The organism is Actinoplanes sp. CA-142083 (genome assembly GCF_050942195.1).
In the GTDB taxonomy this organism is placed as follows: domain Bacteria; phylum Actinomycetota; class Actinomycetes; order Mycobacteriales; family Micromonosporaceae; genus Actinoplanes.
This window is the reverse complement of the sequence record NZ_CP192076.1, coordinates 8,139,033-8,159,795: the sequence shown is the minus strand read 5'-3', so window position 1 is coordinate 8,159,795 and position 20,763 is coordinate 8,139,033. Positions and strand designations below refer to the sequence as shown.

The following is a 20,763-nucleotide window of genomic DNA, read 5'->3' as shown; positions in this document are numbered from 1 at the left end:
GCCCAGGCGGCGCCAGCCACCACCTGGACCTCGCCTCGCTCCCGCGTGATCGGCAGGACAGACCCTAACCGCCGAGGTTCTCCTTCGGGACCGGGCGCAGCCGACCGCTTCGGGTGCGCCCGCCGCCCGTGCCCTCGCCGTTGATGACGCGCAGGTCGGGGCGCTGGCGCAGGCCCTCGATCCGGCGGCGCTTGGTGCCCACCTCGCGGCGCGCGGCCGGCGGTTGCAGCGGGACCGAGCGCGACTCGGCGGCGGGCGCCGACGGCGGGACAAAGCTGGACGCGGCCGAGTCGGGCCGCGCGTCCTCGGCGGAGCGCGGCTTGGCGTCGGGGCCGGTCACGCGGCCCGGGTAGCCGGTGCGCCACGCGTGCGGGGTCACGTTGGCGATCGAGCGCGGCGACGTGTGCGGGACCGGGTTGTCGCCGGCCTGCCACAGGTCACGCGAGGGCGATGGACGACGTCCCGGCGGGCCCCAGATCGGCCCGCCCGGCGGCCGGCGGTCGGCGCCGGGCAACACCACGCCGTCGGAGTCCGCGTTGCCGGCGCCCAGGTCGGCGGTCGAGGCCGCGTGTCCCGCCCCCGCGCCTGCGGTCCCGGCGCCTGCAGTGGCGGCGCTGGCGGCGTCTGTGCCGGCGGCTTCTGCGCCGGCGGCGCCCCGCGCGGCGAGCCCACGCCTGGCGAATCCTGTTCCCGCGAAGCCTGTGCGGGCGGCCGATCCGTCGGCGCGAGTGGAGCCGGCGCGCGAGGGGAAGCCGCCGCCGGGGGAGGCGCCGGCCGGGTAGCCAGGGCCGGAGGCTGTGCCGGTCGTGGGGCCGGAGCCGGTCGGTGTGCCGGGGCCGGTGGCGAGGCTGGTCGGTGAGCCGGGGGCGGTCGCGGTGTTGGCGTGGCGGCCCTGGCGGTGGGGGAACTCTCTGGCCAGGAGGCGGAGCCAGTGGCGCGGGCCGGGGCGTTCGGCGCGGGACGGGCGGCTCATGCGGGGGTAGGCGACGCTCGGCACCTCAGTGACCCGCAGGCCGCGGATCGACGGGCGCAGGGACAGGATCGGGGCGAGTTCGGGGCCGTCACTCCAGGCGGCGCCGGCCCGGGAGGACGGGTCGGGGAGGTCCAGGTGGGGGACGGCGTCGCTCCAGAAGGCGGCGTAGCCGAAGCCGGGGTCGGTGCGGCGGACGCCGAAGACCGTGTTGACGATCCAGATCAGCAGGACGTTGGCCCAGCGGCGGAAACGGCCGCCGGTCAGGTCGCGGCCGGGGTCCCGGTAGCGGGAGCCCACCGCCACGTCGGCGCCGGCGGTCAGGGCGGCCACGTAGTTCGGGATCTCGGCCGGGTCGGTGGAGCCGTCGCCGTTCAGCGTCACGATCACGTCGCCGCGGGCGGCGGCCAGGCCGGTGGCCAGGGCGTTGCCGGGGCCAGGACGGCCGGCGCGGAGCACCCGGGCGTCGGGCCGGGCGGCGTGGACGATCGCCGCGACATCGGCCGGGGACCCGATGCCGGGCGCGCCGAACGCGGGTTCGGGAGAAGCGACGGCGGGGGTTTCGCTGACGACGATGACCTCGTCGACGGGCGGGAGGCCGCGCAGGGTCAGCGGGAGGCCGCCGGGGTCGCGGACCGGGATCACGACGCTTACGGACGGTGATGGTCGGCGGTGACGGGTCGTCGCTGGGCTGAGCGGCGAGGGAGGCATGGCGGTGCTCCTCACGGTGAACTGCTGATCTTCGAAGCTACCGGTCGGCAACCGAACAGCAACTCAGCGGAACGGTGGAGGGCCCTCCCCGGGACGGACCGAACCGGACCTCCCGGACGGCGGTCACGGACCGTATCTGTTAGCCGAGCGGCTACTGTGCGTACAGAAAATGGGAGTAAGCGGTAGGGTCGTCGTGAATGTCCTCGTGGAAGGAACAGGGCTGTGAAACTTGGCCTGCACATCTCGAACTTCACCTGGCCCGGAGACGCCCCTCGGCTCGGCCCCACGCTCGCCGACGTCGCCTCGTCGGCCGACGAGGCCGGTTTCGACCGGATCAGCGTGATGGACCACGTCTGGCAGATCCGCGGGGTGGGTCCGGCGGAGAACGCCATGCTCGAGGCGTACACCGCCCTCGGCTACCTCGCCGCCCACACCAAGACCGCCAAGCTGTTCACCATGGTCACCGGCGTGACCTACCGCGACCCGGGCCTGCTGGCCAAGGCGGTGACCACCCTCGACGTGCTCTCCGGCGGCCGCGCCCTGCTCGGCATCGGCGCCGCGTGGAACGAGGACGAGTCGCGCGGCCTCGGCCTGTTCTTCCCCTCGACCAAGGAGCGCTTCGAGCGGCTCGAGGAGACGCTGCAGATCTGCAAGCAGATGTTCGCCGGCGACGAGACGCCGTACCAGGGCAAGCACTACCAGCTGGGCCGGCTCCTCAACTCGCCGATGCCGCTGAGCAAGCCGCACCCGCGGATCCTGATCGGCGGCGGCGGCGAGAAGAAGACCCTGCTGCTGGTCGCGAAGTACGCCGACGCCTGCAACCTCTTCCCTTCGCCCGAGGTGGGCCACAAGCTCGACGTGCTCAAGCAGCACTGCGAGAACGTGGGCCGGGACTACGACGAGATCGAGAAGACCGTCATGTTCCACTACGACCTCACCACCAAGAGCCCGGGCGAGCTTGTCGAGGGCCTGCGCGGTCTGGCGGCGATGGGCTTCCAGCAGGCCCACGGCAGCCTGGTCAACGCGTACGACACCAAGCAGTTCGAGATCTTCCAGAAGGAGATCATCCCCGCGGCAGCGGAGCTGTGAGCACCATCCGGGCGGTGGTCTTCGACCTCGACGGGGTCATCATCGACTCCGAGGAGGTCTGGGAGGAGGTTCGCCGGGGGTACGTGGCCGAGTACGGCCGCGAGTTCCTCCCGGACACCCAGGACCGGATGATGGGCATGAGCACCGGCGAGTGGTCGCGGCACCTGGCCGAGGAGGTCGGCGTGCCGCGCGCCCCCGAGCAGGTGGCGGCGGAGGTGCTGGGCCGCATGGCCGAGCGGTACCGCTCGGACCTGCCGCTCATCCCGGGCGCGGTCGAGGCCGTACGCCGGATCGGCGAGCGCTTCACGCTGGCGCTCGCCAGTTCCTCGGCGCGGATTCTGATCGATCAGGTGCTGGCCACGGCCGGTCTGACCGGCGCTTTCCAGGTGACGCTCTCGACCGAGGAGGTGCCGCGGGGCAAGCCGTACCCCGATGTGTATCTCGCCGCGGCGGAGAAGCTCGGCCTCAGCCCGGCGGTGTGCGCCGCGGTCGAGGACTCGAGCAACGGCCTGCGCTCGGCCGCCGCGGCCGGGCTCGCGGTGGTGGCGGTGCCGCACGGCGTCTACCCGCCCGCCGCGGACGCCATCGCGAAGGCGAGCCTGGTCGTGTCCGATATCGGAGCGCTGACAGTGGAAGAGATCGATAGGCTCCGCTGATGGGGGTCTTCCGGTCGGCCGCGGGCACCGAACTGCACTACGAGCTGCGCGGCGACGGGCCGCTCCTGGTCTGCCAGCCCGGCGGGCCGGGCCGGCCCGCCGGATATCTGGACGACCTCGGCGGGGTGCATCGCACCCTCCTGCTGCTCGACCCGCGCGGCACCGGCGGCTCCGAGCCGGCGCCGTCGCACGTCTTCACCGATCTGGCCGACGATCTCGAGCAGCTGCGGCTCCACCTCGGCACTGACCGCCTCGACCTGCTGGGGCACTCGGCCGGGGCGTGGCCCGTCCTCGCCTACGCCGCGCGGCACCCCTCGCGCGTCTCGCGGCTCGTGCTTCTCACCCCGTCGCGCAAGCCGATCCCGCTCGGCGCCGACGAGCCCAACCAGGACGTGCTGGTGAAGAGGTGGTTCTCGGCGGAGCCCTGGTACGCCCCCGCGAAGCTCGCCTGGGACGCCGACTCCGACGACGCCGAGGCCGACCCGGCCCTCATGCCGCTGGTTTACGGCGCCGACACCGAGGCGGTGCGCGAGCATGCCCGCCGGCCCGAGGCGACCGCCGCGTACGAGGACTTCTGGTCGGCCACCCTCGACCCCGGCGACCTGGCCGCGGTCGGCGTGCCCGTCACCATCATCGCCGGCGACCGGGACGTGGTGACCGGCCTGGCCGCGCCGCACGTGCTCGCCGACTGGCTGCCGAACGCCTCGATCATCTGGCTGCCGGACGCCGGCCACTTCCCCTGGGTCACGGACCCCGACGGCACCCGCGCGGCGATCGACGGCGCGCTTTCCCAGCCGGCTACCTGACCGCGCGAGCGGAGTAGTCGGGCAGCTCGATGTTCGTGCTGCGGTCGGCCGCGATCTTGAAGGTCAGGTCGATGAACCATTTCTGGTTGTTGAGGAAGTTGCGGGCGCGGATGCCGGTCGCGGTCTTGGGCGCCAGGAACTTGCCGGTGGTGTCGCCACCTTTCTGGGTGCCCCGGGCGAACTTGCCGATCCGCTTCTCGTACGCCGGGAAGGCCACCCGATGGTCACCGCCGGCCGCCGCGAGCTCGCCGGCCAGCACGTACGCCGAGACGATCGCGGTGCCGTTGCCCTGCCCGCCGATGGTGGCGCCGCACGCCGCGTCGCCCACCAGCGCGACCCGCCCCTTGGCCCACTGCGGGGCGTCGACCCGGCAGATCTGGTCGAACCACAGGTCGGGCGCGGTGTCGAGCACGTCGAGCAGCCGCGGCGCCAGCCAGCCCATGCCGGCGTAGCGCTCGCGCAGCAGCCGTTTCTGCGCGTCGCGGTCGTGCCGGTCGTAGTCGAGCCGGTCGGAGGCGAACGCGACCAGCGTCGCCGCTCGCGAGGGATGCTGGTGGTCGCCGCCGACGCTCATCATGCGGCCCGGCTCGTTGTGCAGCAGCATCGTCCGGTCGAGGCCCCACTCGTTGGGCACATCCCAGCCGCCGACGTAGTAGCCCAGGTGCTTCACGAACTGCTCCTCGGGGCCGAACGCCAGCCGCCGCACCCCGGAGTGGACGCCGTCGGCGCCGACCACGAGGTCGAAGACCCGGTGCAGGCCGCTCGCGAAGGTGACCTCGACCCCGGAAGGCGTCTCGGTCATCGCGGTGATGCGGTCGCCGAAGAGGAACTCGGTCCACGGGCCGGCGTCGCAGAGGACGCGGGACAGGTCGCCGCGCTGCACCTCGAGGTCGCCGCCGGCCAGCCCGGCCGGCCACTCCATGAGCTTGGCACCGTCGGCGTCGACGACCCGCATCACGGTCCCGCCGGTCTGCAGCGCGCGCAGCGCCGGCAGCACGCCCATCCGCTCGAGCACGCCCATGTGCAGCGGCCCGCGGAAGTCGACAGCGCTGCCGCCGGTGCGCAGGGCCGGCGCGACCTCGACGATCGTCGGCTCGAAGCCGAACCGGCCCAGCCAGTAGGCCAGCGCCGGCCCCGCGATGCTCGCACCCGAAATCAGGACCTTCATGATCTCCCCCAAAAACTGTGTCCATCGGACTCGGTTATTTCTGTGTACGGTAGACGCTGTTCGAAGGGATGGCAACATGACGGCAGATTTCTTCTGGGCGCCCCGCCCGCGACCGACCCGCGGTCCCAAGCCCGCGCTGACCCTCGAGCAGATCGCCGACGCCGCCGTCGCGATCGCCGACGCCGAGGGCCTCGCCGCGGTCTCGATGCAGCGGGTGGCGGCCGACCTGGGCTATACGAAGATGTCGCTGTACCGCTATCTGTCGAGCAAGACCGAGCTGGTCGCCGCCATGATGGAGCGCGCCCTCGGCGGTTCGCCGCAGATCTCGGCGCGGGCGGACTGGCGCGACGCCCTGACCCAGTGGGCCACCGCGCTGCTCGCGGCGTACGAGAGTCATGTCTGGTCGCTGGAGGCGACCACCGGCCGCCGCCCGGTCGGCCCGCACGAGATCGCCTGGCTGGAATGCGCCCTGCGGGTCCTGCCGCCCGGCCTCACCGGCGCCGAGCGCCTCGACGCCGTGGCCACGCTCGCCGGCCACGTCCGGATGATCGCCGGCCAGCACGGCGGCGCCGAGAGCGATCTGGCCGACGCGATGAGCGCGATCCTGCGCGACCACGCCGCCAGCTATCCCGCGGTCGTGGCCGCTCTCTCCGAAGTGGCCGATGAGGGCGGCGCCGACAACGCCTTCGCCTTCGGCCTGGCCCGCATCCTCGACGGATTGGAGTCACTTCTGGAAAGGAGAGTGTCGAGGTGACGGGCGTTACGAGTGTGAAACATGTTCATGCCGGGTAGTCGATGGCGACTTCGCCTGGGAGGTGGCACGTGGATGTGCTTGCGGCGAGCGGACTCCGGCTCGACCTCGACATTTTCGACTATCTGATCCTCGCTCTGTACTTCGTGACCGTGCTGGGCATCGGCTTCGCCGCCCGCGCCGCGATCAGATCCAGCAGTGACTTCTTCCTCTCGGGGAGATCGATGCCGGCCTGGGTGACGGGCCTGGCCTTCGTCTCGGCCAACCTCGGGGCCCTCGAGATCATCGGCATGGCCGCCAACGGCGCCCAGTACGGCCTGATGACCCTGCACTACTACTGGGTCGGCGCGGTGCCGGCCATGGTCTTCCTCGGCATCGTGATGATGCCCTTCTACTACGGCTCCAAGGTGCGCAGCGTCCCCGAGTTCCTGCGGCGGCGCTTCAACAACAGCACGCACCTGTTCAACGCGGTCAGCTTCGCGGTCGCCCAGGTCCTCATCGCCGGCGTCAACCTGTACGCCCTGGCCCTGATCCTCGAGGCGCTGCTCGGCTGGCCGCTCTGGGTCTCGATCATGCTGGGCGCCGCGATCGTGCTGGTCTACATCACGCTCGGTGGTCTCTCCTCGGCGATCTACAACGAGGTGCTGCAGTTCTTCGTGATCCTGGCCGGCCTGATCCCGATCACGATCGTCGGCCTGGTCAAGGTCGGCGGCATCGACGGCCTGTTCGACAAGGTCCGGCAGAGTCCGCTGGGCGAGGCGGGCCTGCATACCTGGGCCAACACCGGCAGCACCGACAACCCGCTCGGCGCCAGTTGGATCGGCATCATCTTCGGCCTCGGCTTCGTGCTGTCCTTCGGCTACTGGACCACCAACTTCGCCGAGGTGCAGCGGGCGCTCTCGGCCAAGAGCGAGAACGCCGCGCGCCGTACGCCGATCATCGGCGCCTTCCCGAAGCTGCTGATCCCCGTGGTGACGGTGATTCCCGGCCTCATCGCGCTGGTGACCGTGCAGGGGCTGGGCGCGGACGAGGGCGACCTGGTCTACAACAACGCGATCCCGCTACTGATGCGCGACCTGCTGCCCAACGGCGTGCTCGGCGTCGCGGTGACCGGCCTGCTGGCCTCGTTCATGGCGGGCATGGCGGCCAACGTCTCCGGCTTCAACACGGTCTTCACGTACGACATCTGGCAGGCCTACGTCCGCAAGGACCGCCCCGACGGCTACTACCTGCGGGTGGGCCGGTACGCGACCATCGCCGGCGTCATCGTCGGCATCGGCACCGCGTTCATCGCGGCCGGCTTCAGCAACATCATGAACTACATCCAGGCGCTGTTCTCGCTGTTCAACGCCCCGTTGTTCGCCACCTTCATCGTCGGCATGTTCTGGAAGAGGATGTCCGCCTGGGCGGGTTTCTGGTCGCTGTTCCTCGGCTTCCTGGCCTCGCTGACGCTCTACATCCTGCACCTGACCGAGACGATCAAGTTCAACTCCGACCTCGACGAGAGCTTCTGGGGCGCGGGCGCCGCGTTCGTGGTCGCCGTGATCGTGGCGGTGATCGTCACCCAGTTCACCCCGTCGAAACGCGAGGAAGACCTGCGCGGCCTGGTGTACGGCCTCGAGGGCAACGCCGGCGAGGCGATCCTGGCGGGCGAGAAGGTCTGGTGGCGCAACCCGGTGCTGCTCGGCGGCATTGCCGTGGCGCTGGCCGTCCTCTTCTACATCCCGGTCTGGTGAGAGGAGACTTGCGATGACCAACGATTCCGGCAGTGAGAAAAGGGCCGCCCGCCTCTTCGACGTGCGGCGGGTGATCGGCGGCCTGTTCGTGATCTACGGCGTGATCGTGACGCTGCTCGGCCTCTTCGACTCGCCCGCCGAGATCGACAAGGCGCAGGGCGTGCGCATCAACCTCTGGATGGGCATCGCCATGCTCGTGCTGGGGTTGCTGATGCTGCTCTGGCTACGGCTGAGCCCGCCGGAGGCCGCCCCGAGCGTCGAGAAAGCGGAAAACGGGGAAACCGAGCGGGAATGATGGCCAGGCCGGTGCTCGATCGGTGCGGTTCGGTTGCACAGGTTCCTCATATCTTCCAGTCGAGGGTCTGACCTTCCGATAGACAGGGCATGGAACCCCTGGCCTCAGTCAGCTTCGCCACCTCCGGCGGTAGCCGTCCCGCCGGCTGGCAGGCACAAGTGAGAATCGACTACGTCATCAACAAGGTCGCGCAGACGCATCGCGGACAGTCCGAGGATGCGGTTGCGCAGGCGATCCACGATCAGCTCCGAGCCGTCGGAGTCGTGCCCAACGGGCGGCAGATCGCGCAGTACGCCACCGCGATCTCCGCTCTTCCCCAGATCCCACCGAACAAGTAGGTCAGTGGCCCGGTCCGTGGACCGGGCCACTTTCCGTCTACGAAGCGGCGAATCGCAGGATCCGGTCGTCGCCCGAGCTCGGATCGCCCCGGCCGTCCCGGTTCGAGGTCGTCAGCCACAGGGCGCCGTCCGGCGCGATCCCCACTGTCCGCAGCCGGCCGTACTCGCCTTCGAATGAAGCCGAGGGCTTGTAGGAGCCGTCCAGCGGCACCTTCCACAGTCGCGCGCCCTTGAGCGCCGCCACGTACAGCGTGTCCCCGGCGATCGCCGCCCCCGACGGCGACGCGTCGTCGGTGCGCCACTGCACGATGGGGTTGGCGAACTTCGGGTTGTCGCCCTTGCCCTCGACCTCGGGCCACCCGTAGTTCTTGCCGGGCTCGATGATGTTGACCTCGTCCCAGGTGTCCTGCCCGAACTCGATGGCGTACATCTTCTTGTCGGCCGACCAGGCCAGCCCCTGCACATTGCGATGGCCCATCGACCAGACCGGCGAGCCCGCGGTCGGGTTGCCGGGCGCCGGTTTCCCGGCGGGCGTCAGCCGCAGAATCTTGCCGTTGACGTCCTTCGGGTCCTGCGACTGCTCGCCGTCGCTCGCGTCGCCGGTGCCGACGTAGAGCATCCCGTCCGGACCGAACGCGAGCCGTCCGCCGTTGTGCCGCGATCCCCGGGTGATCCCATCGAAGATCACCGTGGGCGTCTTGTCGGTGAGTTTGAAGCGGACGATCCGGTTGTCGTCGGCGGCGGTGTAGTACGCGTACACGAATTGGTCTTGAGCGTAAGTCGGTGAGACCGCGAGCCCGAGGAGCCCGCCCTCGCCCCCGCTCTCCGATTCTGCGATCTTGTAGACCTGCTCCGGATCACCGCCGCCGACCGGAATGCGTAAAATGTCACCTTTGTCGCGCTCGCTCACCAGCGCGCTGCCATCCGGGAGGAACGCGAGCCCCCACGGCACCTCCAGGCCGCTCACGATCGTCTGCGGCTTGCTCAAGTCGGGAGTGCCCGGCGAGCCGGAGGAGGAGGGGGCAGCGGGCGGCGCGGACGGCACGGTGGCCTCGGCGCGAGGTGGCGAGGACGACGACGGTGTGTCGGAGCAGGCGGAAAGGAGGGCCGCGCCGGTCGCGACGGCGAGCAGGCGCGTGCGTGAGCCGGTGGTCATCGGTCTACCGTGCCACGGCTTGGCGAACTTCACCCATTCGCCAGACTGAAGATCATGATTCGTCCGACGATATCGCGGTGCGAGCTCTGGCGGCGGCGGTCACGGTCGTGACACTTCTTTTCCCGTACGGCGAAAAGCTTGCGACCCCACCGACGGTCGAGTGGGCGCCGTGCCCCGAGGACGCCAAGGTCCAATGCGGCACCATGCGGGTCCCGGCGGACTGGGCGAATCCGCTCGGCCCCACCGTCATGCTCACCATCGCCCGCCGCCCCGCCCTCGACCCCGCCGAGCGGATCGGCACGCTGGTGGTCAACCCCGGCGGCCCCGGCGGCTCGGCCGTGAACTTCACCTTCGACGCGCCCACCTTCTTCAGCGAGGAGCTGCGCAAGCATTTCGACATCGTCGGCATGGACCCGCGCGGCGTCGGCCGCAGCACCCCGGTCCTGTGCTCGCAGGATCTGGTCGACGCGACGCCGTCGCCGCTGGTCACCAGCGAGCGCGAGTACGCCGCCCTGATCGATTACAACCGCCGGCTGGCCGCCGACTGCGCGGCCCGCACCGGCCCGGTCTTCGGCCACGTCGACACCCTCAGCGTGGTCCGCGACGTCGACGCGCTGCGCGAGGCCCTGGGCGAAGACAAGATCAGCTTTTACGGCGCCTCGTACGGCTCGCTGATGGGCGAGCAGTACGCCCAGAACTACCCGGACCACCTGCGTGCCCTGGTCCTCGACGGGGTGATGGACCACAGCGTCAGCGTCGGGACGTTCCTGGTGCAGGAGACCGACGCCGCCCAGGACTCGTTCGACGAGTTCGTGGCCTGGTGCGCGCGCGACAAGACGTGCGTCCTGCGCGGCCAGGACATCCCGGCGCTCTGGCAGAAGCTGGTGGAGCGCGCGACGGCCGGCACGCTGGAGAACCCGTACGACCGGCCGGCGAAGCTCGACGTCGCCGACCTGACCCTCGCCGCGTTCGCCGCGTTCTATCAGCCGGAGTGGTACTCGTTCGCCTACTACCTCAAGGACGCCGCGGGGCCCGCCGCCAAAAGAGCGCTGCCGCCGGTGGACATCATCGATCACAGCTTCCCCCCGGTGATCTGCTCGGACTGGTACCTGCCGATCACCGGCTATCCGGACCTGCGCCGCCGGCTGGCGATCCTGCGCGCGCGTGCCCCGCAGATGCTGGCTTCGCCGCTGGCGATCAACTCGGTCGCGGCCTGCCTGGGCTGGCCGACCGCGCCGCCGAACCCGCAGAAGCCGTTCGCCCCGCCGCCCGGCATGCCGCCGGTGCTGCTGATCGGCTCGCGGCACGACCCCGCCACCACGTACATGTGGGCCGAGCGCATGGCCCGGCAGCTGGGCCCGCTGGCCAGCCTGGTCACCTACGAGGGCTGGGGTCACGTCGTCTACGACCACAGCACCTGCGTCTCGGGGGCGGCCGACGCGTACCTCATCGGGTTGACCCGCCCGGCCGAGGGCACGACCTGCGCGGCGGTGGAGCCTAAACCGTTTGGGGTCATCTGAGCGGCGTTGTATCGTTAGCCAAGCTAAGTACTCTGCCGCTCCTCGGGAGGCTTTGCTTGAGCCGGCGCGCGCCCAAGGCGTCCATCGACCCTGATGTCCGTAAGAGCTGGTTGCGTCGTGCGCTGCCGCTCGTGAAGGCCCACAAGGCCCTGCTGATCACCTCGCTGGTGCTGTCGTTCGTCGGGCTGATCGTGCAGGTCCAGATCCCCAACCTGGTCCGCATCGGCATCGACGACGCGATCGTCGACCGCACCGGCAAGCTCGCGACCTACGTCATGGCGATCATCGGCCTGGCCCTGCTGCAAGGCCTGATCAACTATCTGGCCCGCCTCTACCTGCTGCGCACGGCGTACGAGATGGAGTACGACCTGCGTAACATCGTCTACACCCATCTGGTCCGAATGCCGTTCGGCTTCTATGACCGGGTGCAGTCCGGCGAGCTGATGTCGCGCTCCGGCTCCGACATCCGGGCCGTGCAGATGTACCTCTCGTTCGGCCCGTCGATCCTGGTGCAGTGCCTGATCGCGGTCGTCGCGTTCGTGCTCATGCTCTCCATCAACGTGCCGCTCGCGATCGTCGCCATGGTGACCATGCCGGTCATCGGGGTGCTCGGCGTGAGCATGCGCAAGGCGATCTTCCCGGTGTCCTGGATGATCCAGGCCCGGCTGGCCCGGCTGGCCACCGTCGTCGACGAGAACATCCAGGGCGTACGGATCGTGAAGGCGTTCGCGGCCGAGGGGCGCCAGCTGCGCACGCTCGCCGAGAGCGCCGACCGGATCCGCTGGGCCTACCGGCAGGACGCGCGCATCCGCAGCCGGTGGAACCCGCTGCTCGACAACCTGCCGCGGCTCGGCCTCGCGCTGGTGCTGCTGGTCGGCGGCTTGATGGTGATCGACGGGCACACCACCGTCGGCACGATCGTCGCCTTCAACTCGTACGTGTTGATGCTGCAGCCCCCGTTCCGGCTGCTCGGCATGATGATCATGATGGGTCAGCGGGCGTCGGCGTCGGCGCGGCGGATCTACGAGATCCTCGATACGCCGAGCGAGATTCTGGACGACCCCGACCCGGTCGAGCGGCCGTTGCGCGGGGATCTTGCGTTTGTCGACGTCCGTTTCGCGTACCCGAATGGCACTGTGGCCGTGGACGGCCTGAAACTTTCCCTCAAAGCCGGGGAAACCGTCGCCGTCGTCGGCGGCACCGGGTCGGGAAAATCGACGCTGGGCCGGCTCGCGGCCCGCTTCTACGACGTGACCTCGGGCAGCGTGACCATCGACGGCACCGACGTCCGCAAGATCAAGCTGTCGTCGCTGCGGGAGCAGGTCGGCATCGTGCCCGACGAGCCCTTTCTCTTCTCCCTTTCGATCCACGACAACATCGCGTACGGGAAACCGCACGCCACCCATCGAGAGGTGATCGAAGCGGCCGTTGCCGCCGGCGCTGACGAGTTCATCCTCGAGCTGCCCGAGGGGTACGAGACCGTGGTGGGGGAGCGCGGCTACACGCTGTCCGGCGGGCAGCGGCAGCGGATAGCGATCGCGCGGGCGCTGCTCGTGGACCCGCCGATCCTGGTGCTCGACGACGCGACCAGCGCCATCGACGTGGGTGTCGAGCAGCGCATCCACGGCACGCTCAAGGAGCGCATGCGGGGGCGGACGACGCTGATCGTGGCGCACCGCCTCTCCACGATCAGTCTCGCCGACCGGGTCGTGCTGATGGAAGGCGGCCGGGTGATCGCCGACGGCACGCACGAAAGCCTGCTGGCCTCCGAGCCCCGGTACGCCGAGGTTCTGGCCGCCCAGGTGGTGACCGCATGAGCATGTTCGGTGGTGGCTTCGGCGGGTTCAGCGTCGGCGGCCGGCCGACCGTGGGCGCGGCCGGTCGGAAGGACAGCGGGGCGCCGTTCGCGGGAATTCCCGCCGACCTTGCCGCCGGAGTCGCGAAACTCGAGGCGACCGAGCCCGATCACGGCGACCCGCACGCGCCCTTCGACCCGGTGGGCGACTCGGGCGGGCGGGTCTCGCTCGGCCGGCTGCTGATCCGGCGGCCGGGGCTGCTGGTGGCGGCCTCGCTGGCGATCCTGGTGGAGACGCTGCTGCTGCAGGCGGGGCCGTACCTCGTCCAGGTCGGCATCGACCACGGCATCGCCGACAAGAACTTGCGCGTGCTCGTCATCGTGACGATCGGTTTCGTGCTGGCTGTCGTCTTCACCGGGCTGGCCACCGCGGTGCGGATGCGCAAGAGCGGCGTGCTCGCCGCGTCGGCCACGCGTGACCTGCGGATCCGCATCTTCGCACACCTGCAGCGCCAGTCGCTCGACTACTACACGCGGGAGAAGGCCGGCGTCACCATGACCCGGATGACCTCCGACGTGGAGTCGTTGCAAAGCCTGCTGCAGGACGGTTTCGCCCAGTTCCTCATCCAGGCGCTGACCATGGTCGTGGTGACGGCGATCCTGTTCCACTACAACGTGCTGCTGGCGATCCTGACGCTGGTCCTGGTGGTGCCGCCGCTCACGGCCGCGTCGCTGTGGTTCCGGTACGCGGCCGACCGTGGCTACAACCGGCAGCGCGACACGATCGCGGCGATGTTCGCGGACCTTTCCGAAAGCCTGAACGGGGTGCGCGTGGTGACCGCGCACAACCGGCAGGAGCGGAACGTGGTCGCGCACCGGTCGGTGGTCGGCGCGTACCGGGACGCCAACGACTACACCGGGCGGATCAACGCGATCTACGGGCCGGGCACGTCGGTCATCGGGCTGGTGGCGATGGCGATCCTGCTGCTGGTCGGCGGCCGAATGGTGTTGCAAGGTTCCTTGACCATCGGGGAGCTGACCGCCTTCGTGCTCTACATCAACGCGTTCTTCCAGCCGGTGCAGCAGTTGGTGCAGCTCTATACGCAGTACCAGCAGGGGAAGGCCGCGATCGGGAAGATCCGGTCTTTGCTGGAGATGTCGCCTTCTGTCCGGCAGTCTCCCGCCGCTTTCGTGCTGCCTCCGGTGACCGGGGAGATCGTCTTTGACGACGTCACTTTCGGATATTTGCCTTCACGTCCGGTGTTGTCGCACTTGTCGTTGCGGATCGCGCCGGGGGAGACGGTCGCTTGTGTGGGCCCTACCGGCGCGGGAAAGTCGACTTTGGCCAAGCTGGTGACCCGCTTTTATGACCCTGACTCTGGACATATCCGAATTGACGGGCACGACCTGCGGGATGTCACGCTGGACTCGCTGCGCACCCAGATCGGGGTCGTGCCGCAGGAGCCGTTCCTCTTCGCCGGCACGCTGCGCGACAACATCGCCTTCGCCCGCCCGGAGGCCACCGACGAGGAGGTCTGGGCCGCCGTCGACGCGGTCGGCCTGCGCGAGCTCGTCGAGCGCTCCCCGGAAGGCCTGGAGACCGCGCTGCACGAGCGCGGCCAGTCGGTGTCCAGCGGCGAGCGGCAGCTGCTCGCCCTGGCCCGCGCGTTTCTCGCCGAGCCGCGCGTCGTTGTGCTCGACGAGGCCACCTCGAGCCTCGACCTGCGCTCCGAGCTGCGGGTGGAGGCGGCGCTCGACGCGCTGTTGCAGGGGCGCACCGCGATCCTGGTCGCGCACCGGCTCTCCACGGCGATGCGCGCCGACCGGATCATCGTGGTCGACGACCACGGGATCGTCGAGTCCGGCTCGCACGCCGACCTCGTCCGGGCCGGCGGCCGATATGCCGCCATGTTCGAGACGTGGGCCGCCGCATCTGGTAGGCAGGGATAGACAGCAACCTCTGCCCATGGCGAAGCCCACTTCGGAGGATCGATGCGGATCTTGCCGGTTTCAGCAGCAGTGTTATTGATGTCGGCGCTTGTCGCCGCGCCCGCGTCGGCCTCCACGCCGACTTTGGGCCCGACCGCCTACGGCTACGGCGGCGGCATCGCCACGGTCGACGCGACCGCCACCGCCGCCGGCCTCGACGTCTTGCGGCACGGGGGCAACGCGATCGACGCCGCCGTCACGGCCGCGGCCACCCTCGGCGTCACCGAGCCGTTCGTCGCCGGCCCCGCCAGCGGCGGCTTCCTCGTCTACTACGACGCCAAGCGGCACAGCGTCTCCACCATCGACGGCCGGGAGACCGGTCCCGCGACGATGACGCCGACCTACTTCATCGACCCCGCCGACGGCCTGCCCTACGACTTCCAGGAGGCCCGGGTCAGCGGGCTGTCCACCGGGGTGCCCGGCGCGCTCGCCACCTGGGACGCCGCGCTGCGCCAGTGGGGCACCCGCTCGCTGGCCTCGATCCTGCGGCCCGCGGCCGCGGTGGCCGACCGCGGCTTCACCGTCGACGCCCAGTTCCGCCAGCAGATCAACGACAACCTGGCCGCGTTCGGCCAGTTCGACTCCACCAAGGCGCTGTACCTGCCCGGCGGCGCCCCGCCCGCGCTCGGCTCGACCCAGCGCAACCCCGACCTGGCCGACACGTACCGGCAGATCGCCCGGCAGGGCATCGGCGCGTTCTACCGCGGCCCGATCGGCGCCGACCTGGTCAAGACCGTCCAGCACCCGCCCGTCTCGGCCGACCCGGTCGGCACCTGGGCGTACCCGATCCGCCCCGGCGTGCTCACCATGGACGACCTCGCCGCCTACCGGATCCGGCGGCCGGGCCCGACCGTCTCCGACTTCCGCGGCCTCAGCGTCTACGGCATGTCGACGCCGTCCAGCGGTGGCACGGCCGTCAGCGAGGCGCTCAACATCCTCGAGACGATCGACCCGCAGGATGCCACTCAGGTGTTGCACACCTATCTGGAGGCGTCCGCGCTGGCCTTCGCCGACCGCGGCCGCTATGTCGGCGCGTACACGTCGAAGGACGTCCTCCGCAAGCTGATCTCCGACCGCTGGGCCGCGCAGCGTGCCTGCAAGATCTCGCCGACCGCGGCCATGACGAAGCCGGTCGCCCCCGGTGACATCAACGCCTCCGGCTGCACGCCCGCCCCCGCGACGTTGACGCCCGACAACGGCCTGAGCACCACCAACATCACCGTTTCCGACCGGTGGGGCAACGTCGTCGAGTGGACCTTCACGCTCGAGCAGTTCGGCGGCAACGGCATCGTCGTGCCCGGCCGCGGCTTCATGCTCAACAACGAGCTGACCGACTTCAACTTCACGCCCACCCAGGGCACCGCCCCCGACCCGAACCTGCCCGGTCCCGGCAAGCGGCCGCGCAGCTCGATGTCGCCCACGATCGTCCTCAAGCACGGCAAGCCGATGCTGGCCCTGGGCTCGCCCGGCGGCGCCTCCATCATCACGACGGTGCTGCAGATCCTGGTCAACCGCTTGGTCCTCGACATGGACCTGCCGACGGCGCTGGCCGCCCCGCGCGGCTCGCAGCGCAACACCGCCGGCATCCAGGCCGAGCCCGCCTTCCGAACCCAGTACGGCCCGTCCTTGACCGCTCTGGGCCATACGTTCGGCCCCGACATGGCCGAGATCGGCGCCGCGACGGCCATGGAGTTCACCGCCCACGGCGGCATCATCGCCTCCGCCGAGCCGGTCCGGCGCGGCGGCGGCGCGGCCGGCGTGGTCCACCCCACCCGATAGCGGCTCCCGCTGGTCCCGGCGTGGTGGAATCGATCGCATGGAGATCTTCGAGGGTCCTTCCGCGGTCGACCGCCCCGAACGCCACTACGCCGGGATCCGCGTGGTCACCCCGTTCCGGGGCATGTTCGCCGTCCGCGACGAGCTCATGAGCGAGCTGCACGCCCGCTACGACAGCGGCCTCACCTTCTTCCGCCTGCACGTGATCGACATGGACGGCCCGATGGACATCGAGGTCGGCGTCGTCACCGACAGCCCGCCCGAGCCCGACGGCCGCATCCGCCCCGGCGTCCTCCCGGCCGGCCGCTACGCCGCGATGACCTTCGCCAACCACGGCCGCCGCGCCAACGGCACGCTGATCGACTGGATCCGCGCGCAGGACCTGCGGATGGACGTCGAGGAGAGCCGGGAAGGGGACCGGTTCGCCTGCCGCTACGAGGCCTACCTGACCGATCCGCGCACCGAGCGCATGAAGACGAAATGGCACACCGAGGTCGCCATCAAGCTGCGGTGATCGTCGCTTGCCCGTACGGGATAGCTTCCGCCCTATGGATTGTTACGCCTGCCGCAACAACGCCCGCTTCGACGAGCTGCCGCCCCGCGAGCGGATCGCGGCCGACGACTCGTGGCGCGTGGTGCACGATTTCAACAGTGCCCTGCCGGGCTGGCTCGTCCTGCTGCCGCGCCGGCACGTCACGGCGATCGCCGAGCTCACCGACGCGGAGGCGGCCACGCTCGGCCGGTGGCAGGTGCGCCTGTCGCGGGCGCTGCACGAGGTGACCGGCTGCGCCAAGACGTACGTGCTGCAGCTGGCCGAGGCGGAGGGCTTCGCCCACGTCCACTTCCACATCGTGCCGCGCATGCCCGACCAGCCGGCCGACCGGCGCGGGCCGGCCGTCTTCGGCTATCTGGACCCCGAGAACGCCCTGCCGGACGCCGAGCGCGACGAGTTGGCCCTCGCCGTGCGCGCCGCCCTCGCGCACTGACAGCTAGCATGTCGTCACCGTAAGCCGGACCTCGGGATGCAGAGTGACGACGCCGGATGCCGACACCTGGACGCTCGCCGTCCACAGCCGCGAGCGGGACGGCGCGACGGGATTCGAGCCGCTGGGCGCGGCGGTGGCGATCGACGAGCCGGGCATCGCCGACGTGGCGGTGCTCCATTTCGACGAGGACCGGCCGGTCGAGGTCGAGCCGGCCCGGCCGCGCGCGCCGGAGCCGCGGGACCTGCTGGGCCTGCGCTGGTGGGCGTTCGGCTTCCCCAAGGGCAGCCGGCACGGCAGCGAGACGGGCAGCGCTGACGAATCGCTCCTGCACGCCGATCTGCTGCGGCTCATCCCGGCCGCCGCCGGCTCGGAGAGCGAGACCGGACGGCTGCGCACCCAGCTGCTCCGGCTGACTCCCCAGGCGGCCGGCGCGGCGCCGGGCGAGCGGGCGGCGATGTTCAGCGTCAGCCAGGCGTTGCAGGGCCTGCCGCCGAGCATCGTCCACGACCGGATGCCGTACCGGGCGCGGTGGGCCCGGACGCCGGCCGCGTGTCGAGCAGGCGACGCTGGAGGGGCACACCGCCGAAGTGACCGCGATGGGCGCGGTCGAGATCCGTGGGCGTCCGATGATCGCATCGGCGGGCGCCGACCAGACGATTCGCGTCTGGACCCGGGCACCGGTGAGGTCCACGCCACCCGGAAGGTGGACGGCGGCGTGACGGCGCTGTGCGTGATCGAGGACGATCGGCGACCGGTGCTGGCGTACGCCGCCCCCGGCCGGCTGGAGATCTGGGACCCGGCGGACGGCGGCGGCCGCATCGTGTCGAATACCGAACCGGGGGCGATGTGCGCGGTCGACATCGACGGGCGTCCGGCGCTCGCCTACGCCGGAGGCGGCGTGACTAAGCTGTGGGATCCCGCCACCGGCGCCCACACCGGGCTGGACGGCTATGGCGGCCCCGTGACGACGATGTGCGCGATCCGGGTCGACTGACGCCCGATGATCGCCACCGGTGACGACCACGGGTCCCGGCTCGTCTCGTCGAGCGCCGACGAGACGGCACGAGTGTGGGACGTGGATACGGGCCGCAGTCTTACCATCCCGGTCCACTACCCCGTGCACTGCTGTGCCGCGCTGGGCACCGACGTCGTGCTCGGTCTCAGCTCCGGCCTGCTGGTCATCAGCCTTCTGACGTCACGGGGAGCTCCCGCATACGGCGCAGCGGGGAGAACACGATCCACACCACGCCTAGTAGTGCGCCCACGGTGGCGATCCACAATGCCGGCCGCACCCCGATCGTCGCGCCCAAGGCGCCGCCCAGGACGGCGCCGATCGGGCGGATGCCGTAGTTGACGGTGCGCTTGAAGCCGGAGACGACCGACAGGCGCTCGTGCGGGGTGGCGGCCGTCTGCACCGAGCCGGCGGCGATGTCGAGCAGCATGACGCCCAGGGCCGCGACGAACTCGGCGACGAACAGCAGCCCGGGGCCGGTGGCCAGGGGGACCAGGATCAGCGGCGCGGGGAAGACGACCATGCCGGCGATCAGCGCGGGGCCGATCCCGATGCGCCGGGCGATGCGCTCGGCGAGCACCGCGCCGACCAGGCCGCCGATCGCGCCGGCCCCGGTGATCAGGCCGAGCAGGCCGGGGGAGACGTGCAGCTGGGTGGTCACGTAGAGGACGAACAGGGCGGCGAAGATGTAGTTGAAGAGGTTCAGCGTGGAGGTGCCGAACAGGATCGCGCGCAGGACCGGTGAGCGGAGCACGAAGCGCATGCCGGAGGCCATCCCGCCGCCCTCGGCCGTGGCCGGTGGCCGGCGCTCGGTGACGGCCATCCGGGAGAGGAAGCCGGCCGACGCCACGAAGGTGACCGCGTCGGCGATCAGGGCGAACGGCGCGGTGAAGACCTGGACGAGCAGGCCGCCGACGCTGGGACCGGCCACGTAGGACATCGCGCGGCTGCCGTTGACGAGGCTGTTGGCGCGGACGTAGTCGGGGCGCTCGACCAGCGAGGCGAACAGGCTGCTGTGCGCGACCTCGAAGAGCACCGAGAGCGTGCCGGTGCCGAACGCGACCGCGTACAGGATGGTGAGGGTGAGCGAGCCGCTCCACCAGAGGATGGGCACGAGCAGCAGAAGGCCGGCCCGGCCGAGGTCGGCGGCGATCATGAGGCGGCGCTTGTACGGGTACCGGTCGACCCAGGCGCCGGCCGGGAGCGAGAAGACCAGGTTGGGCGCCAGGGCGGCGGCGGTCAGGTAGCCCATCTCGGCCGGACCGGCGCCGATCGCGAGCACCGCCAGCAGCGGCATCGCGAGCACGGTGATCTGGTCGCCGAAGAGCGAGACGGTCTGCGCCGACCAGTAGCGGCGGAACGGCGGGCGGCGCAGGAGGGCGGGCGGGTCGCGGCGCTCCTGGAGGGTGTCAGTCACGGGGGACCGCCATCCGGATGATCTGCACCGGCCGGGAACCGGCCGGGCGCCGCGACGGGTCGGTGAGGCGGTCGTCGTAGCGGGCCATCAGCGCGTCGATCTGCTCCATCAGCTCGAGCAGCTCGTCGGCGGTGACGTGGGCCAGCACGTCGCCGAGGCCGGCCGCCCGGCGCCACTCGGCCGGCTCGTCGCCGCCGGCGGCCAGCCACTCCTGCGCGCGGCGGGCGTAGTCGGTGACGAGCGCGGAGCTGAGCTGGTCGGTGGCGGCGCGCACGGCCGGATCGTCGGAGTAGTTGTCCCAGGACGTGTACTGCGCGGTGGCCCGCCACGGCCGTTCGCGCGCGTCGGCGCCGGGCGCGCGCTCGGCGAGACCGTACTTCGCGAGCTGCCGGAGGTGGAACGAGCAGTTCGGCACGGTGTCGCCGAGCCGGGCGGCGGCCTGGGTCGCGGTCATCGGGCCCTCGGTGCGGAGCAGGCTGATCAACCGCAGGCGCAGAGGATGCGCGTACGCCCGCAGTGACGTGGCCTCGGTCAGCCGGATAGCCTCATGCATACCCTAGAGAATGCTTTAGAAAGACATCTTTAGCAAGTG

19 protein-coding genes are annotated in these 20,763 nt (G+C 70.7%); 14 read left to right on the top strand and 5 right to left on the bottom strand.

Annotated features, from left to right (window positions below; translation table 11 throughout):
* Positions 1-64 precede the first annotated feature (64 nt).
* Positions 65-1,615: a glycosyltransferase family 2 protein gene (locus tag ACQPZX_RS37345; protein ID WP_433366236.1), complete on the bottom strand. Its 1,551-nt coding sequence runs from the start codon at positions 1,613-1,615 to the stop codon at positions 65-67.
* A gap of 288 nt (positions 1,616-1,903) precedes the next feature.
* Between ACQPZX_RS37345 and ACQPZX_RS37340 the strand changes: the two genes are divergently transcribed.
* Genes ACQPZX_RS37340 through ACQPZX_RS37330 form a run of 3 tightly spaced genes read left to right on the top strand, consistent with a single transcriptional unit; the run spans position 1,904 to position 4,232 of the window.
* On the top strand, positions 1,904-2,770 hold the full coding sequence (locus ACQPZX_RS37340) for an LLM class F420-dependent oxidoreductase (protein ID WP_433366233.1): 867 nt from the start codon (positions 1,904-1,906) through the stop codon (positions 2,768-2,770).
* Complete coding sequence (locus ACQPZX_RS37335; protein WP_433366230.1) at positions 2,767-3,426, top strand: HAD family hydrolase; 660 nt, start codon at positions 2,767-2,769, stop codon at positions 3,424-3,426. The genes ACQPZX_RS37340 and ACQPZX_RS37335 overlap by 4 nt, the downstream gene beginning before the upstream one ends.
* Complete coding sequence (locus tag ACQPZX_RS37330; protein ID WP_433366227.1) at positions 3,426-4,232, top strand: alpha/beta fold hydrolase; 807 nt, start codon at positions 3,426-3,428, stop codon at positions 4,230-4,232. Before ACQPZX_RS37335 ends, ACQPZX_RS37330 begins: the two co-directional genes overlap by 1 nt.
* On the opposite strand, the gene ACQPZX_RS37325 is transcribed toward ACQPZX_RS37330, so the two are convergent.
* Positions 4,225-5,400: an FAD-dependent monooxygenase gene (locus tag ACQPZX_RS37325; RefSeq protein ID WP_433366224.1), complete on the bottom strand. Its 1,176-nt coding sequence runs from the start codon at positions 5,398-5,400 to the stop codon at positions 4,225-4,227. The genes ACQPZX_RS37330 and ACQPZX_RS37325 overlap by 8 nt on opposite strands.
* A gap of 76 nt (positions 5,401-5,476) precedes the next feature.
* Between ACQPZX_RS37325 and ACQPZX_RS37320 the strand changes: the two genes are divergently transcribed.
* The 4 genes from ACQPZX_RS37320 (at position 5,477) to ACQPZX_RS37305 (ending at position 8,520) form a co-directional block, all read left to right on the top strand.
* Positions 5,477-6,154: a TetR/AcrR family transcriptional regulator gene (locus ACQPZX_RS37320; RefSeq protein WP_433366221.1), complete on the top strand. Its 678-nt coding sequence runs from the start codon at positions 5,477-5,479 to the stop codon at positions 6,152-6,154.
* Between the two features lie 68 nt (positions 6,155-6,222).
* Complete coding sequence (locus ACQPZX_RS37315) at positions 6,223-7,887, top strand: sodium:solute symporter family protein (protein WP_433366218.1); 1,665 nt, start codon at positions 6,223-6,225, stop codon at positions 7,885-7,887.
* A 13-nt stretch (positions 7,888-7,900) separates the two neighbouring features.
* The gene (locus tag ACQPZX_RS37310; RefSeq protein ID WP_433366215.1) at positions 7,901-8,182 is read left to right on the top strand and encodes a hypothetical protein; all 282 of its coding nucleotides are present in this window, start codon (positions 7,901-7,903) and stop codon (positions 8,180-8,182) included.
* Between the two features lie 89 nt (positions 8,183-8,271).
* A complete protein-coding gene (locus tag ACQPZX_RS37305; RefSeq protein ID WP_433366212.1) occupies positions 8,272-8,520 on the top strand; it encodes a hypothetical protein in 249 nt (82 codons plus the stop codon).
* 37 nt (positions 8,521-8,557) lie between these two features.
* On the opposite strand, the gene ACQPZX_RS37300 is transcribed toward ACQPZX_RS37305, so the two are convergent.
* On the bottom strand, positions 8,558-9,676 hold the full coding sequence (locus ACQPZX_RS37300; RefSeq protein WP_433366209.1) for a PQQ-dependent sugar dehydrogenase: 1,119 nt from the start codon (positions 9,674-9,676) through the stop codon (positions 8,558-8,560).
* 77 nt (positions 9,677-9,753) lie between these two features.
* Between ACQPZX_RS37300 and ACQPZX_RS37295 the strand changes: the two genes are divergently transcribed.
* Genes ACQPZX_RS37295 through ACQPZX_RS37265 form a run of 7 tightly spaced genes read left to right on the top strand, consistent with a single transcriptional unit; the run spans position 9,754 to position 18,736 of the window.
* Positions 9,754-11,196: an alpha/beta hydrolase gene (locus tag ACQPZX_RS37295; RefSeq protein WP_433366206.1), complete on the top strand. Its 1,443-nt coding sequence runs from the start codon at positions 9,754-9,756 to the stop codon at positions 11,194-11,196.
* A gap of 56 nt (positions 11,197-11,252) precedes the next feature.
* Positions 11,253-13,013: an ABC transporter ATP-binding protein gene (locus ACQPZX_RS37290; RefSeq protein ID WP_433366203.1), complete on the top strand. Its 1,761-nt coding sequence runs from the start codon at positions 11,253-11,255 to the stop codon at positions 13,011-13,013.
* The gene (locus ACQPZX_RS37285) at positions 13,010-14,941 is read left to right on the top strand and encodes an ABC transporter ATP-binding protein (protein ID WP_433366200.1); all 1,932 of its coding nucleotides are present in this window, start codon (positions 13,010-13,012) and stop codon (positions 14,939-14,941) included. The genes ACQPZX_RS37290 and ACQPZX_RS37285 overlap by 4 nt, the downstream gene beginning before the upstream one ends.
* Positions 14,942-14,983: 42 nt before the next feature.
* Positions 14,984-16,759 (top strand): gamma-glutamyltransferase family protein, encoded by a 1,776-nt coding sequence (locus ACQPZX_RS37280; RefSeq protein ID WP_433366197.1) that lies wholly within the window; start codon positions 14,984-14,986, stop codon positions 16,757-16,759.
* Between the two features lie 37 nt (positions 16,760-16,796).
* Positions 16,797-17,270 carry a GyrI-like domain-containing protein gene (locus ACQPZX_RS37275; RefSeq protein ID WP_433366194.1) on the top strand — a complete coding sequence of 158 codons (474 nt, stop codon included), beginning with the start codon at positions 16,797-16,799 and terminating at the stop codon, positions 17,268-17,270.
* Between the two features lie 34 nt (positions 17,271-17,304).
* A complete protein-coding gene (locus ACQPZX_RS37270; RefSeq protein WP_433366192.1) occupies positions 17,305-17,742 on the top strand; it encodes an HIT family protein in 438 nt (145 codons plus the stop codon).
* Between the two features lie 43 nt (positions 17,743-17,785).
* Positions 17,786-18,736 (top strand): hypothetical protein, encoded by a 951-nt coding sequence (locus ACQPZX_RS37265; protein ID WP_433366189.1) that lies wholly within the window; start codon positions 17,786-17,788, stop codon positions 18,734-18,736.
* Between the two features lie 187 nt (positions 18,737-18,923).
* On the opposite strand, the gene ACQPZX_RS37260 is transcribed toward ACQPZX_RS37265, so the two are convergent.
* Both ACQPZX_RS37260 and ACQPZX_RS37255 read right to left on the bottom strand, forming a co-directional pair.
* Positions 18,924-20,171, bottom strand: a complete 1,248-nt coding sequence (locus ACQPZX_RS37260) for an MFS transporter (RefSeq protein ID WP_433366186.1) — start codon at positions 20,169-20,171, stop codon at positions 18,924-18,926.
* Positions 20,164-20,724, bottom strand: coding sequence for a winged helix-turn-helix domain-containing protein (locus ACQPZX_RS37255; protein ID WP_433366184.1), 561 nt, complete (start codon positions 20,722-20,724; stop codon positions 20,164-20,166). The genes ACQPZX_RS37260 and ACQPZX_RS37255 overlap by 8 nt, the downstream gene beginning before the upstream one ends.
* Positions 20,725-20,763 lie beyond the last annotated feature (39 nt).

Coding starts and splice junctions, on each gene's coding strand:
- ACQPZX_RS37330 (WP_433366227.1), top strand. CDS start 3,426: ATGGGGGTCTTCCGGTCGGCCGCGGGCACCGAACTGCACTACGAGCTG.
- ACQPZX_RS37325 (WP_433366224.1), bottom strand. CDS start 5,400: ATGAAGGTCCTGATTTCGGGTGCGAGCATCGCGGGGCCGGCGCTGGCC.
- ACQPZX_RS37320 (WP_433366221.1), top strand. CDS start 5,477: ATGACGGCAGATTTCTTCTGGGCGCCCCGCCCGCGACCGACCCGCGGT.
- ACQPZX_RS37310 (WP_433366215.1), top strand. CDS start 7,901: ATGACCAACGATTCCGGCAGTGAGAAAAGGGCCGCCCGCCTCTTCGAC.
- ACQPZX_RS37305 (WP_433366212.1), top strand. CDS start 8,272: ATGGAACCCCTGGCCTCAGTCAGCTTCGCCACCTCCGGCGGTAGCCGT.
- ACQPZX_RS37300 (WP_433366209.1), bottom strand. CDS start 9,676: ATGACCACCGGCTCACGCACGCGCCTGCTCGCCGTCGCGACCGGCGCG.
- ACQPZX_RS37285 (WP_433366200.1), top strand. CDS start 13,010: ATGAGCATGTTCGGTGGTGGCTTCGGCGGGTTCAGCGTCGGCGGCCGG.
- ACQPZX_RS37280 (WP_433366197.1), top strand. CDS start 14,984: ATGCGGATCTTGCCGGTTTCAGCAGCAGTGTTATTGATGTCGGCGCTT.
- ACQPZX_RS37275 (WP_433366194.1), top strand. CDS start 16,797: ATGGAGATCTTCGAGGGTCCTTCCGCGGTCGACCGCCCCGAACGCCAC.
- ACQPZX_RS37270 (WP_433366192.1), top strand. CDS start 17,305: ATGGATTGTTACGCCTGCCGCAACAACGCCCGCTTCGACGAGCTGCCG.
- ACQPZX_RS37255 (WP_433366184.1), bottom strand. CDS start 20,724: ATGCATGAGGCTATCCGGCTGACCGAGGCCACGTCACTGCGGGCGTAC.